General features: G+C 41.6%; 16 protein-coding genes. All 16 read right to left on the bottom strand.

Annotated elements, in window-relative coordinates; all coding sequences use genetic code 11:
- Positions 1-1260 carry a tetratricopeptide repeat protein gene (locus V514_RS0103930; protein ID WP_029498443.1) on the bottom strand — a complete coding sequence of 420 codons (1260 nt, stop codon included), beginning with the start codon at positions 1258-1260 and terminating at the stop codon, positions 1-3.
- Between the two features lie 125 nt (positions 1261-1385).
- Positions 1386-2672 (bottom strand): 3-phosphoshikimate 1-carboxyvinyltransferase, encoded by a 1287-nt coding sequence (gene aroA / locus V514_RS0103925; RefSeq protein ID WP_029498442.1) that lies wholly within the window; start codon positions 2670-2672, stop codon positions 1386-1388.
- A gap of 16 nt (positions 2673-2688) precedes the next feature.
- Positions 2689-3786 carry a prephenate dehydrogenase gene (locus V514_RS0103920; protein WP_029498441.1) on the bottom strand — a complete coding sequence of 366 codons (1098 nt, stop codon included), beginning with the start codon at positions 3784-3786 and terminating at the stop codon, positions 2689-2691.
- Entirely contained in the window at positions 3783-4886 is a 1104-nt protein-coding gene (hisC, locus tag V514_RS0103915) for a histidinol-phosphate transaminase (RefSeq protein ID WP_029498440.1), read from the bottom strand. Before hisC ends, V514_RS0103920 begins: the two co-directional genes overlap by 4 nt.
- Before the next feature lie 25 nt (positions 4887-4911).
- Complete coding sequence (aroH, locus tag V514_RS0103910; RefSeq protein ID WP_029498439.1) at positions 4912-5274, bottom strand: chorismate mutase; 363 nt, start codon at positions 5272-5274, stop codon at positions 4912-4914.
- Positions 5271-6359: a 3-dehydroquinate synthase gene (gene aroB / locus V514_RS0103905; RefSeq protein ID WP_029498438.1), complete on the bottom strand. Its 1089-nt coding sequence runs from the start codon at positions 6357-6359 to the stop codon at positions 5271-5273. Before aroB ends, aroH begins: the two co-directional genes overlap by 4 nt.
- Positions 6360-6362: 3 nt before the next feature.
- Positions 6363-7544, bottom strand: a complete 1182-nt coding sequence (gene aroC, locus V514_RS0103900; protein ID WP_029498437.1) for a chorismate synthase — start codon at positions 7542-7544, stop codon at positions 6363-6365.
- A 193-nt stretch (positions 7545-7737) separates the two neighbouring features.
- Positions 7738-8511 carry a CheR family methyltransferase gene (locus tag V514_RS0103895; RefSeq protein WP_029498436.1) on the bottom strand — a complete coding sequence of 258 codons (774 nt, stop codon included), beginning with the start codon at positions 8509-8511 and terminating at the stop codon, positions 7738-7740.
- A 131-nt stretch (positions 8512-8642) separates the two neighbouring features.
- A complete protein-coding gene (gene ndk, locus V514_RS0103890; RefSeq protein ID WP_029498435.1) occupies positions 8643-9062 on the bottom strand; it encodes a nucleoside-diphosphate kinase in 420 nt (139 codons plus the stop codon).
- 98 nt (positions 9063-9160) lie between these two features.
- Complete coding sequence (hepT, locus tag V514_RS0103885) at positions 9161-10135, bottom strand: heptaprenyl diphosphate synthase component II (protein WP_029498434.1); 975 nt, start codon at positions 10133-10135, stop codon at positions 9161-9163.
- A gap of 18 nt (positions 10136-10153) precedes the next feature.
- Positions 10154-10858 (bottom strand): demethylmenaquinone methyltransferase, encoded by a 705-nt coding sequence (locus tag V514_RS0103880; protein WP_029498433.1) that lies wholly within the window; start codon positions 10856-10858, stop codon positions 10154-10156.
- A gap of 20 nt (positions 10859-10878) precedes the next feature.
- Positions 10879-11625 carry a heptaprenyl diphosphate synthase component 1 gene (locus tag V514_RS0103875; protein WP_029498432.1) on the bottom strand — a complete coding sequence of 249 codons (747 nt, stop codon included), beginning with the start codon at positions 11623-11625 and terminating at the stop codon, positions 10879-10881.
- A gap of 33 nt (positions 11626-11658) precedes the next feature.
- The gene (gene mtrB / locus V514_RS0103870) at positions 11659-11880 is read right to left on the bottom strand and encodes a trp RNA-binding attenuation protein MtrB (protein WP_029498431.1); all 222 of its coding nucleotides are present in this window, start codon (positions 11878-11880) and stop codon (positions 11659-11661) included.
- Positions 11881-11943: 63 nt separating this feature from the next.
- Positions 11944-12537 (bottom strand): GTP cyclohydrolase I FolE, encoded by a 594-nt coding sequence (folE, locus tag V514_RS0103865; RefSeq protein WP_029498430.1) that lies wholly within the window; start codon positions 12535-12537, stop codon positions 11944-11946.
- Between the two features lie 256 nt (positions 12538-12793).
- Entirely contained in the window at positions 12794-13069 is a 276-nt protein-coding gene (locus V514_RS0103860) for an HU family DNA-binding protein (RefSeq protein WP_020189604.1), read from the bottom strand.
- Between the two features lie 636 nt (positions 13070-13705).
- Positions 13706-14725 (bottom strand): NAD(P)H-dependent glycerol-3-phosphate dehydrogenase, encoded by a 1020-nt coding sequence (locus V514_RS0103855; RefSeq protein ID WP_029498429.1) that lies wholly within the window; start codon positions 14723-14725, stop codon positions 13706-13708.
- Positions 14726-14731 lie beyond the last annotated feature (6 nt).

Raw genomic sequence — 14731 nt, 5'->3', positions numbered from 1 at the left:
TTATTGTTCATCAAAACGAGCAAGTAAATCAAGCCATTGTTGTTCTTCTGGCTGTAAGGCGGTTAATTTTTGCGCTACTTCGTTCGCTTTGTCGTGTTGACCATCTTCGATTAAGAAATAGACATATTTTTCAAGGAATAACACATTGTCATCATGATCGCGATACGCATTCGCATAATGTTTACGTGCCTTATCATAGTCTTCTAAACGGTCATACGCCCCAGCGGCAAATTCTGATAACGTCGACCATTCAAAATCATCGTTATGCAAGCCTTCGATAATTTCGATAATTTCTTCATCGCGCTCGTCATTTGATAGCATCGACACAAGCGTTAAAACGGCTTCCATATATTCCGGGTCGAGTGCGATTGCTTGGCGTAACATCGCTTCCGCTTCTTCTGGTAAACTATTTTTAATGGCCATTTTACCAGCGAATAAATACAATTCTTTATCATACTCATCCCTAGTAATACCCTCTTTGATTACGTCTAATGCTTTTTTATTGTTTTCTTGCATCGCGTAGCTTTGTGCCAGCAGCAAGTAACCGGCGAAGTAATCTGGGTCAAATACTTTTAAATCTTCCAAGTAGCGAATGGCTTGCTCATATTGCTCGGCTTGGAATGCTGCATACGCTGCGCCAAATAATAAATCGGCTGATGTCGTATCTTTTAACGCGTGTTGATAATAATGCAGTGCTTCTTCATACGAACCGCCTTGACGGTGTACATCAGCTAAGCGCTCAATAATGCGTACGCCAGCAATTTCTTTCTCGGTCGTATACACTTCTTCATAAAGTCGTGCTGCTTCAGATAGACGCCCCATCTCCATCATAAGTTCCGCTTTCGCAAATACGAGCAGTGGCTCTGTAGGCAATAGCTCCATTGCGCGGTCGATATGACGCTCGGCTACTTCATACAACCCTTGCATTTGATAATAATCCGCAAGTGCTAACAACGCTTGTGGATATTCTGGTGCTTGTTCTTCTACGTCCATTAACATTTCCAAAGCTTCATCTTCGGCTTCAAGTTCCATTAATACCGTGGCGCGGTCAATTTTCAACTGCGCTTCTTCGGGGAATAAATAGACGAGATGTGCAAAAATTTCATCGGCCTGTTTTAAATAACCAAAGTTCATTAAATAATCGGCCATTTCATATTGTTCATTGGCATCGGCTGATACGAGTAAATCTTCAATCGCATGATGTAATGCATGGAGGTCGCCATTTTGAATGGCATTAATAATTGGTTGTTGCGTGTTCATAATATTCACCTGATTCTACGAAATTTGTCATTCTTTTATCGTACAGGAGCGCTTGTGTTTTCTCAACAAAAATGCCTAAAAAAAGAAGTGCCGCAACCAATTCGGTTACGCACACTTCTTCGTCGCTATTGTAATGTTTTTAAATCATCAAAAAATGTCGGATACGATACCGCAATGCACGCCGCGTCATCAAGCGTCACATCACCGTCTGCAATCAGCGCCGCAACCGCACCCATCATGCCGATACGGTGGTCGCCATACGTACGAATCGCTGCGCCGTGGAGCGGCGTTGGCCCTTCGATAATCATGCCATCTTCGGTCGCCGTAATATGCGCGCCGAGTTTCGTTAATTCATCAACGACCGCCTCAATACGGTTTGTTTCTTTTACTTTTAACTCTTCCGCATCTTTAATAACGGTCGTGCCTTGCGCCTGCGTAGCAAGCAAGGCAATAATCGGAATTTCATCGATTAAGCGTGGAATAACCGTGCCACCGATTGTCGTACCCATTAAATTCGACGTTTTTACGACAATGGTACCCATTGGCTCTGCTGCCGTAACGTCATCAACTGTGATCGTCATATCCGCACCCATCGCTTCAAGTGCTTCAATAATACCGGTACGCGTTGGGTTTAAGCCAACATTATGCAATGTAATCATACTATCCTTTGTAAGTGCGCCCGCTACGAGGAAAAATGCAGCCGACGAAATATCACCTGGCACTGACACATGCGTACCTGCTAATTTTTGGCCACCTTTAAATGTAATGACACCATCTTCTGTCGTAATGTCTGCCCCAAATTGGCGCAACATACGCTCGGTATGGTCGCGCGATGGCTCTTGTTCGCGGACAATCGTCGTACCATCGGCATTAAGCGCCGCTAATAAAATCGCGGACTTTACTTGTGCACTCGCCACCGGCATCGTGTAATCGATTGGTGTCAATGTTTTACCTTGTACGGCAAGCGGTGTATATTGCCCGTCCGCACGCCCAGTAATATGCGCATCCATGTCACGCAGTGGATTAATAACGCGCTTCATTGGGCGTTTGCCGATTGACGCATCGCCGTTTAATACTGCATGGACATTTGAACCAGCCAATAAACCGAGCATAAGACGTGTCGTCGTGCCAGAGTTCCCGGTATATAAAATGTCTGTAGGCTCTTGCCACGCATCCATACCATCACTTTTAATGGTCACATTCGTGCCATCAAGCGCGATGTCTACACCAAGTTTGCGGAAGCAATCAATCGTGCTCAAACAGTCGTCGCCTAATAAAAAGCCGTCTACTGTTGTCGTTCCTTTCGCAATGGCACCAAACATCACGGAACGATGTGAAATGGATTTATCTCCTGGTACAGTAATAGTCCCCTTCAACGAAGGTTTTTTAAATTGTAACGTTTTAGACGTCATCAAAATTCCTCCTCGGCTATGCAATATAATATTCGTATGGGCTACGCGTTTTAATGCATTTAGCCGCGCGATTACGATCTTCTTCGCTCGTAAAGCTTACGACTAAAATACCGAATACATCTTCGCGCGTTTCAACGATACGAATATTCGTAATACTAATGCGTTCTTGTGCTAACAGCGCCGTTACTTCTGCGATGCTACCTGGGTGGTCAGGTACATCGATATATAAATCGTATGTTGAGAACATCGCACCTTGTGTTAATGGTAAGTCATCACGGAAATCTTTTGCGCCAGCAAAAAACGCTGTAATTTCTTGTTCACTATCTCGCTTTATAATGGCTTCCACACGTGTCATTTCAGCTTGCCAGCGATGTAGTTGCTCTAATATATGCTTTTTATTTTGTTGTACGATATCGCTCCACATTTGTGGGTTTGAGGCCGCAATACGCGTCATATCACGAAAACCACCGGCTGCTAATTGCTTCGTTAATTGGTTTTCTTCATTTTCCTCGGACAATTGATGCACAAGTGATGCTGCCACAACATGTGGGAAATGCGACACAATCGATGTCATATGGTCATGTTCTTCCGCATCAACTACCATTAGTTTCGCATTCGTCAACTTCAATAATTCGCGTAGTTGTTCCACGCGCTCAGGCTTTTCCTCTGCTAGCGGCGTCAACAGATAATACGCATTTTCAAATAAAATTGGTTTTGCGGCTAGCACACCGCTTTTATGAGAACCAGCCATTGGGTGTCCGCCAATAAACGAAATCCCTTGTGCTTGGAGTTCACAAGCCTTTTCCATAATTAACGTTTTTGTACTCCCTGTATCGGAAACGATTAAGTTTTCTGGGAGCTGCCATGTTGTTAATTTTTCCATCCAAGCAAGCGTCGCATTGACTGGTGTCGCAAAAATGCACACATCAGCGTAACGAATCGCTTGCTCTGGATCGGTTGCCGCTTCATTCACGACACCTAACACTTTTGCACTTTGAAGCGTATCTGGATTCGTATCATAACCAATCACCCAATTTTGCGGTGACTTTTGTAGGGCGAGCGCAATCGAGCCGCCAATAAGTCCGAGCCCTACAATCAGAACGGTTTGTCTCAAGCAATAACGCCTTTGTTCATTAAGATGTCTTCAAGTTGTGCAAGTAATCCAGCGTTTTGTTGCTCCGTGCCAATCGTGATGCGTAAATAGTTTGGTACGCCAAGTGCCGCACCGCTACGAACGATATAACCGCGAGACATTAACTCTTGGAATACTTCATTACTATCTGCTTTAATTTCGAATAAAATAAAGTTTGTTTCAGTTGGGTAATAATCTAAACCATGTTTTTCACAAAATGCGATATATTGTTTTTTACCGGCCGCATTAATCGTGCGACATTTTTCAAGATAGTCGGTGTCGCTTAAGGCAATCGGCACAATCGCTTGTGATAACACCGTATTATTAAACGGTCCACGTACAGGTTCTAGCTTGCGCACTAATGCTTCTTGACCGATTGCATAACCTACGCGGAATGCTGCAAGGCCGTATGCTTTTGAGAATGTACGCATTAATAGCACGTTTTTATATTGTTTATAAAGTGGTAATGTGTTGGCATACTCAGGGTCCATCACATATTCTACATACGCTTCATCTAATACGACTAACACGTCTTCTGGTACGTTTGCTAAAAAGTTTTCAATCGCGGCCGTCGGTGTAATACCACCTGTTGGATTGTTTGGACTGCATAGCCATACGACCGATGTTTGTGCATCAATTGCTGCAAGCATCGCGTCTAAATCGTGCTCGCGGTTCGCATTTAATGGCACTTCGCGTACTTCTGCACCTTCAATAACTGCATTTAATTTATATTGTGAGAACGTTGGTGTCGCCATGATTGTATTCGTTGCAGGTGATAATAACGCGCGACAAATAATGCTAATTAATTCATCTGAGCCGTTACCAAATAATAATTCTTGTTCTGCAACGCCGACATGGTTAGCAACAGCTGTACGCATATCCTGCGCGTAGCCGTCTGGATATAACGCAAAGTTGAAATCTGTTTCTTTTAAGAACGCATTCACTTTTGGTGAACAGCCAAGTGGGTTTTCGTTTGATGCTAATTTCACAATTTCATCTAAACCAAATTCACGTTTAACGGCATCAATTGGCTTCCCTGGTTCGTATGCTTTTAATCCTTTAACTGTTTCTTTCCATTTCATCACAAATCGCCTCTTTATAAATTGTTTATTTCACTAAATCTGGTCGTAATTTTACAGCTTCATTTAAGTAAATATGTTGAATTTCCTGCTGCGCTACCGTTGTTTCAACATGTACCATTAAACGAATGCAGAGCGGTAAGGCCCCTTCGACATTCATTTCATGCATACACATAACCGGCACATAATCCCAACCTTCATATGTACGAACTGCTTTTGCTGGGAATGCGGCCGTAATATCCGGTGTCGTCGTTGCAATAACCGACGCGACATCTGCTGCGTCAATATGGTTCGTCTCAATGATGGCTTGCAGTAGCTTTGTTGTTTCAGCTAAAACAAGTGCTGCATCATTTTCTGTTACGGTAATCGCTCCTCGAATTCCTCGAATCATTTCTCTACCTCCTGTAACAATGCACGTAAGCGCTCATCTGTTTGGCGCGCTTCATCTACTGAAATTTGTTGTACAAATGGCTCGCCTACTTCGTTTAATAATACAAATTGTAGCTCGCCATATTCGACTTTTTTATCGGTCAGCATATACGCTAATAACGTATCAAACGTAAAGTTTTTAACGGCATCAAATGGATAATCACTGCGCAGCGCAAACGCTAGCACGTCTTTTGTAAAGTCATGCGTTAGCTTGCTATAGTTTTCGCCTAGCAATAACGCATAAACAATCCCAATCATAACGGCTTCGCCATGTGCGACTTTACCGAAACCTGATGCCGCTTCAATCGCATGGCCGTATGTGTGACCAAAGTTTAAAAACTTACGCACCGAATGTTCTTCTTCATCGCGCTTGACAATACCGGCTTTCACGCGAATGCCTTGTTCAAGTTGCTGCTCTAGCGCTTGTTGCTTAAAGTCATAAACAGTATGTTGCAATAATTGTTCAAGCCACTCTTTATTTGAAATAAGCGCATGTTTCACCGTTTCTGCCATACCTGAGCGCACTTCGCGTTTTGGCAATGTCTCTAAAAAACGAATGTCATATAGCACGGCTTCCGGTTGATAAAAAGCGCCAATCATATTTTTGCCAAGTGGATGGTTAATAGCTGTTTTGCCACCAACCGCTGAATCATGCGCTAAAATCGTTGTCGGAATTTGCACGAATGGCACGCCACGCATAAACGTCGCAGCCACATACCCTGTTAAGTCGCCCACTGCACCGCCGCCAAAAGCGAAAATCATCGTTTTACGCGTTGCTTTTTGCTCGAGTAAAAATGTTTGTACTGCATAATAATTCTCGAATGTTTTGCACGCTTCGCCAGCCGGCATCACATGTACTGTAAAGTCGTATGGGAAAGCTTCCGTAAACGCTTTTTCATGTGCTTGCCACACATTGGCATCCGTTAGCACAATCAATTTATCCGCCTTGTTGATGTTGTCGTCAATCGTCGTTAAGGCAGCGGTTAAGTTTCCGTTGCCAATGATGACTTCATATTGATGAGAAGGCGTTTCAACAGGTATTCTCATGGCTTAAAACTCCTTCGCGTATTGTTTAATGTCGTCGATTTGTTTTTTCAGTTGTGGGAATTGATCGGCGTGGAATTGTTCAAGTAATGCTTTCGCAATCTCAAAGGCAATAACATGCTCTGCTACAACCGATGCAGCTGGTACGGCACAAGCATCACTGCGCTCAACACTCGCTTTGAATTCCTCTTTTGTTTCGATATCAACTGATTGTAATGGTTTATATAATGTTGGGATTGGTTTCATCACACCACGTACAACGATTGGCATCCCAGTAGACATACCGCCTTCAAGACCACCTAAGCGATTTGTACGGCGCGTATAACCGTGTTCTTCATCCCAAATAATTTCATCATGTACTTGCGAGCCTGGTACGTGTGCCGCATCAAAACCGATACCGAATTCGACCCCTTTAAATGCATTAATTGATAGCATTGCTTGTGCTAATTTACCGTCTAGCTTGCGGTCATAATGTACATAGGAGCCAACACCTGCTGGCATCCCTTCGACAATAACTTCGACGATACCACCGATAGAGTCGCCCGCTTTTTTCGTTGCATCGATTAAGTCGACCATTTTTGCTGAAGCTTCAGCATCTGCACAGTAGCAAGCATCCTCTTCAATAATCGCACGAATTTCTTCAACAGATTTACCAGCTGTTGCCGCTTTATCCGCTTCAATGCCACCAATTTCCGTCACATAGCCGACCACGTTAATGCCTAACTCCGCTAATAATTGCTTTGCAACGGCGCCAACTGCTACTCGCACTGTCGTTTCACGTGCTGATGAGCGTTCTAAGACGTTTCGTAAATCGCGGTGACCATATTTCATACCGCCTACTAAATCCGCATGTCCAGGGCGTGGTCGCGAAATTTGACGTTTGATTTCTGATGGGTCGATATCTTCTGGTAGCGGCTCTGCTCCCATAATTTTCGTCCAATGTGACCAGTCATCATTTGTGACAACGAGCGCTACTGGCGAACCTAATGTTTTCCCGTGGCGTACGCCGGATGTAATTGCGACCGTATCCGTTTCAATTTGCATACGGCGACCGCGGCCATGACCACCTTGACGACGTTTCAAACCTTTATTCACATCGTCTGCTTTTAATGGTAATAATGAAGGAAGCCCCTCAATAATTGTTGTTAATTGCGGTCCATGTGACTCGCCTGCTGTTAAATATCTCATATTAAACACTTTCTCCCTTCAACGCATTAAATTATATGTTTTTCACTATAACATATTTTTTCGTAAAGTACAGTACTAATTCCTATTATACACACAAATTGACAGAACTTTTTAATAATTTTAACGCTTTATTTTTTAGGCATAAAAAAACAAGGAATGGCCATCAGCGCAATTCCTCGTTTTGAACCTCTTTTTATGATTTTTTACGATAGAAGAACGTATCTTCAATTTCAAAGTCATAGCGCGCCGGATTAAAGATTTGTTCGGTGCTTCCAACAAATAGCACACCGCCTGGGCGTAATGCTTTACTAAAGTTCGCATAGATTTGGTCTTTTGCTTCCTCAGTAAAATAAATCATGACATTACGGCAGACAATTAAATCAAAATTGCTATCGTAATGATCTTTTAACAAGTTATGATTTTTAAATGTCACCGCTTGTTTAATGTCATTGGACACTTTATAAAATGCGCCGTCTTGTGTGAAATATTTCGTTTTCATATTGGCTGGCACTTCTGCAAGTGAGCGCTCAGGATAAACGCCCGCTTTCGCCTTCGCAATCGCATTATTATCTAAATCAGTCGCTTGAATCGCTACTTGTGATAGCGGCATATGATTGGATAACACCATCGCTAACGAATACGGCTCTTCACCTGTAGAGCACGCTGCACTCCAAACTTTTAAGCGCTTATTGTCTTTTAACAGTCGTGGGAAAATTTTTTGATCGAGTACTTCCCAACGTTTGCCATTGCGATAAAATTCCGAGACATTAATCGTCATACGGTCTAAAAATTCATCTAATAACGCGCGGTCTGATTCAATAGCACGATAAAAATCAACAAAACTTTTAAAACCTTTCTTTTCATAAAGCGATGTTAAACGTCGTTTCATTTGTGCTTCTTTATATAAAGCAAGATCAATGCCCGTTTTTCGTTTAATACTATCTACAAATTGTTCATAATCAGTCATCAACATTCGTTTCCTCTCCTAAAGTCCTAAGCCTATTATACTTCATTAGACCCTATAAAAAAAGCACACTACCTGAAAAGATAGTGTGCTTTCAAGCGAAGCGTTATGCTTCTACTTATTCAAAAGTCGAATTAGTGTAATTCGTTTTCGTTGAAGAATAAGCCGATTTCACGTTCAGCTGATGCTAAAGAGTCAGAACCGTGAATTACGTTGTGTGATACTGTAGTTGAGTAGTCACCGCGGATTGTTCCAGGAGCTGATTCAGCTGGGTTTGTAGCGCCCATCATAAGACGTGCTACAGAGATAACGTTTTCGCCTTCCCATACCATAGCAAATACTGGACCAGAAGTGATGAAATCTGTTAATTCACCGAAGAATGGTTTTTCAGCGTGCTCAGCATAGTGTTTTTCAGCAAGCTCTTGAGAGATTTGCATAAGTTTAGCACCTTTAAGTACGAAACCTTTACGTTCGAAACGATCTACGATATCACCAACTAATTGACGTTTAACGCCATCTGGTTTAACCATTAAAAATGTTGTTTGGATAGCCATGTTTAATTACACTCCTTCAAGTTATATACAGGTTTTAGACCCAGAATAAATAGTATCATTGAATAAAGCAAGATTCAACAAATTATATGCAGAATCCATTAAAATTTACGTTTCCCCATGTATAAAGCAATATCTCGTAATGATTTTTTGACTTTAAGGTCCGGTAACGCGTCAATTTCACGCAATGCTTTTTCTAAATATAAATCACTGACATGTTTTGCGCGCTTCATCGCGTCTGATTTACGCATTAACCGTAACATCTCTTGACGCTCCGTTTCAATCATTGAGCCATCAAGTGCTTTTTCCATTAACGGACGAATGACAGCATCATCGCGCGCATACAATGCCGGAAGCGTGACATTCCCTTGCATCAAATCGCTACCAGCCGGTTTGCCAAGCTTTTTATCGGTTGACGTAAAGTCCAAAATATCATCGATAATTTGGAAGCTCATGCCGACATAATAACCAAAGCGTTCTAAATGCCAAGCTGTACGCTTATCCGCACCACTCGCAATGGCGCCTAAACGGCAACTTGAAGCAATTAAAATAGCGGTTTTACGTTTAATACGGCGGAAGTAGTCGCGTAAGTTTTGGTCGAGTGTTCGTTTATCTTCGATTTGTAAAATCTCCCCAATACAAATCTCAACCATCGTTTTTGACAGTACATGATGTGCCTCAGCATCCTCAATGTACGTCATATGTTCTAATGCTTTCGCAAAAATAAAGTCGCCGTTATACATCGCAATCCGATTGTTAAATTGTGCTTTAACTGTTGGACGACCTCTTCGCATTTCTGAATTATCAATGACATCATCATGCACTAACGATCCCATATGAATAAGCTCTAGCGGCACGGCTACATGCTTAATTTTTTGGATATCGTATTGTCCGAACTTAGCTGCTAGCAAAACAAAAACTGGGCGAATGCGTTTTCCCCCAGCTTTTAATAGATGTAAAGAAGCTTCATTCAGAAAGTGTGAAGACGAGCCCACCGCTATTTCTAATTCTTGTTCGATGACATCGATATCTGACTTTAGGTCAGCATAAAGCATTTTTAGCTTCATCTTTTCCACTTGAATACCTTCTCTCGCCTATTGCTGTTTTTTATAGCCAATATGCACAGCTGCTGCGCCACCGCTATATGGCTTGTATGTGACATGCTCCATACCTGCTTTTTCAAACATTTTTTTCAATTGTTTTACGCCAGGGAATACGTTCGCTGATTCTTGTAACCACGAGTATTCCTTATAGCTTTTCGCAAACAATTTCCCGAATACGGGCATCACATAATGGAAATAGAAACGGAATAATTGACGGTACCCCGGAATTTCAGATTGTGATGTTTCAAGACAAACAACTTTGCCCCCCGGCTTCACGACACGATTCATTTCGCGCAGTGCTTGTAAATAATCCGGAACATTGCGCAAGCCAAAACCAACCGTTACATAATCGAATGTATTATCGTCAAATGGCAACTCCATCGCATTACCTTGGATTAATGTAATATTGTCGATATCTTTCGTTTTTTCAATACCAACGTTCAACATATTTTGACTAAAGTCAAGCCCCGTTACATGACCTGTTGGGCCGACAGCATCCGACATTGCCATCGTCCAGTCAGCTGTCCCACAGCATACATCAAGTGCTTTAGAGCCAGGTTGTACCACCATGCGCTCCATCGTATCTTTACGCCATAATTTATGCAATTGGAAGCTGATTACAGAGTTCATCGTATCGTAACTACCAGAAATATTTTCAAAAACTTCATGTACACGTTGTTCTTTCGTTTGTGCCATTGTGTCACCCTTCTCTCAAATTAATTCGTTTTTAGCTCATGAATGCGACTTACAATCCATTCTTTCACATCATCATGCACTATTGGAGAAGTGGAAACAACAAATTCATACGTTGTAGCAAGCATCTCTTGTGCTTCTCGTAATAACGCTTCTACGTCATCGTGGTGTGTTGCTAACGCCTTATATAACAGCGTAGTCTCGCCGTTTGACAACGCAGCTAATTCCTCTGCAAGTCTGTTAAGTAATAAGCCATTTTCAGCAAATGGAATGTATTGTTCAAGATGATAGTGTTTGAAGAAATGACGAATTGAATCACTTTCAATTGTCATCAGCGCCTGTAACCACACATCAAGTGATTGTTGCGGTTTTTCATAGAGCTTCGTTTTCTCCTCATTTATTGTAGCAACTGCCTGCGTAATTGTGCGAATCAAAAGCACGTCGCCAACTTCTGCTAGCGTTGCATAATAAACGCCACTATACAAATCGCCTGCTAACACAGCCAATTGCTGCGCCTTCGATGTTGCATCAAATTCTTCGATTAATTCGTGCGTATTCAGCGCCGCTAAATTAATCGCTACGCCTGTTGCTGCTAATTGTTGCGTTGCTGTCCAGCATTCCCCATTGAGTGCTGGCAACAATAAATAAAATAATTCATCATCTGAAAAAACGGGTTGACCTGTATATTCAAGGAGCGTTCTATGATGCAATTTTGTAAAAATATGTTGTTTGAATTGTGCTACTTTTTGCTCGATAGTTGTTGCAATCATAAAATTTCTCCATTCAGTTCATTTCGTTGAAATCTATTTTTTCGGACCGCTATGCATTACGCCATGAGCTGATTGAATTTCCGCTTTACCGCGAATTTTCATCGCTGACGTATTGTTCGTGAATTGCGCGATCATGACTTCACCATTGTCCAGCTTTTCAGCATGATGAAATTTTGTGTCATCGCCACGTGTTAGACCGATAACATGAACGCCATCTTCTTCAGCGCGGATAACAATATATTCGTTTTGTGCCATGCTTTCCGTCTCCTTCTACATAAAAGTTTGCTCTGTCTATCATATCATAAAAATAGCGCTGTTTTAAGACATTTGAATGAACGAAAGAATTTCAGAACGTTTCACTTCATCCGTTTCAAAAATCCCTTTTGCAACCGTTGTAATCGTTTTAGCACCTGGTTTTTTAATACCGCGCATCGTCATGCACATATGCTCTGCTTCGATTAACACATAAACGCCTTTTGGATTTAATTTTTCAGTTAAGATTTCAGCTACTTCTGCCGTAATACGCTCTTGTAATTGCGGACGACGTGCTACTGTATCGACCGTACGCGCCAATTTACTTAAACCAGCTACTACGCCATCTTGTGGAATATACGCAACATGCGCTTTACCGTAAAATGGTACAAGGTGATGTTCGCACATTGAGAAGAATGGAATATCTTTCACTAAGACGACTTCATCATGCCCTTCGTGAAATACTGTTTCAAAGTATTCACGCGCATCGGTATGAAGTCCTGCAAACATTTCCGCGTACATTTTCGCTACGCGTTTTGGTGTATCTTCTAAACCCTCACGAGCTGGATCTTCACCAACAGCCTCTAAAATCATCGTCACGGCTTGCTTAATTTTATCTAAGTCAACTTTTTGTTCTGTCTGTTCTGTCGTGTTTGTCACTGTTTCGTTCCTCCATTAAAAGCAATACATTTCTCAACCTAGATGTTAGCATAATGATAGGCTACAAGCAAAGTTTCATTCCGCTAAAAACACATAAATTCACATCTTTAAAGGAAATCGTTTACCGAACGAAAAAAGCGCATGAATGCATCGGCACAAAACAAAAGCAGGAAGCGCGATATCGCACCTCCTGCTTTTACTATTCCTAACAAAAAAAGAACAGCAATGAGCTGTTCTTTTTTATGTAATACGCCAATTAGCCTTTAACAGCATCTTTAAGCGCTTTACCTGGTTTGAATGCAGGTACTTTGCTTGCAGCGATTTCGATTTCTTCACCTGATTGTGGGTTACGACCTTTACGAGCCGCACGTTCACGTACTTCAAAGTTACCAAAACCGATTAGTTGTACTTTATCACCTTTTGCAAGTGCATCTTGAATTGTTTCGAATACAGCTTCAACTGCTTTGCTCGCATCTTTTTTAGAAAGTTCTGCTGCTTCTGCAACAGCATTTACTAGTTCTGTTTTGTTCATACTAGACACCTCCTCTCAACGGTTGTCGAAAATCATGTAAAAAGATTATCATACTCTAATATTGCTATGCAACCATATTTATACTCCTTTTACCAACTTTCAGCAACTTTAATCGTTATCGACAGAAAATAGACCTTTTAACCTATCGAAAAAGGTCTGACAACGCGGTTTCTACGCGTTTTTGACTGTTTTGTTCATATTTTTATTATGTTCGATAGAATGTTATTTTTGCAACCAAAAACACTTTATTTCTAAAAAAAAATCATATATCAAAATACTTTTTTCTATCATTAAATCCATTTATGTAAAAAAAAGACAAATTATTTAATGACTATAAATCGAACACACGTTCATATTTCACGAACGAATAGTTAAAAATATTAAAAATTATCCGTTTTTAAATATCTTTTTTAGAATCTAAGCTTCGATAACATCCGTTTTTCGACAGACACTCATTTTATAGCAAAAAAATAAAATGGGAGTTTTACGGTGACTAATATGAATCACAAGCGTTGATATAGCAACGTTTAACAGCCTATTCCAGTTACTATTACAATGCGGCATAGTGGGCATTTCGCATTAAAATTCCATATAAAAAAGCGACCAAAAAAATTTTTTTGATCGCTTTTTTTGCGTTTAATTATTATAAATCTCATCCATTTCGCGTTTCTTCATACGCAACATTAGGTCGTCAACGGCATCAAGTGGTGTTTTTTCTTCGAATAACACGCTGTACAACGCATGTGAAATCGGCAATGCGACATCGTATTTTCCGGCTAATTGATGCGCTGCTTTCGCTGTGCGCACACCTTCTACAACCATGCCCATTTCCTCTAAAATCTGCTCGAGCTTTTTCCCTTCACCAAGCATAAAGCCGGCGCGGTAATTGCGCGAGTGGACCGATGTACACGTTACGATTAAGTCACCCATACCCGTTAAGCCCATAAAGGTTAATGGGTTGGCGCCCATTTTGACACCTAAGCGTGAGATTTCTGCTAGACCGCGCGTAATGAGCGCTGCCTTTGCATTGTCTCCGTAGCCGATGCCATCAATCGCACCTGCGGCAAGCGCAATGACATTTTTCAATGCCCCGCCGACCTCTACGCCAATCACATCTTGGTTTGTATAGACGCGGAAATATTGATTCATAAATAAATCTTGCACACGTTCAGCAGCTGCTAAGTTTTCACATGCTGCTGCGACAGTCGTTGGATGCTGTTTGACAACTTCTTCTGCATGACTCGGACCTGATAATACGACAAGGTCCTCAATAACCGTTGCTGGTAACTCTTCGCGCATAATTTCAGAAATGCGCAATAGTGAACCTGGCTCGATGCCTTTTGACACATGGACGAATAATACGGGCTTATTCAGCGTCTGCATCATTTTTTGGCATGTTTCGCGAATACCTTTTGTTGGGACAGCCATGACAATAATGGACGCATGTGCCATCGCTTGCGCCATATTAGCTGTCGCGTGTAAATTCGTTGGTAATGTAACGTCTGTTAAGTATTTGGCATTTGTATGCTGTTCATGAATTTCCATTGCTTGGTCCTCGCGATGTGACCAAATCAATGTATCATGACCATTATCTGCTAATACTGTTGCCAGCGCTGTTCCCCAAGAACCAGCACCTAATACCGTTACCTTTTCCATCGTTAT

The sequence above is a fragment of the Kurthia huakuii LAM0618 genome, assembly GCF_000505545.1.
Taxonomy (GTDB): Bacteria; Bacillota; Bacilli; order Bacillales_A; family Planococcaceae; genus Kurthia; species Kurthia huakuii.
Note: the sequence above shows the minus strand (reverse complement) of the source record. Positions and strands in the feature narration are given on the sequence as shown.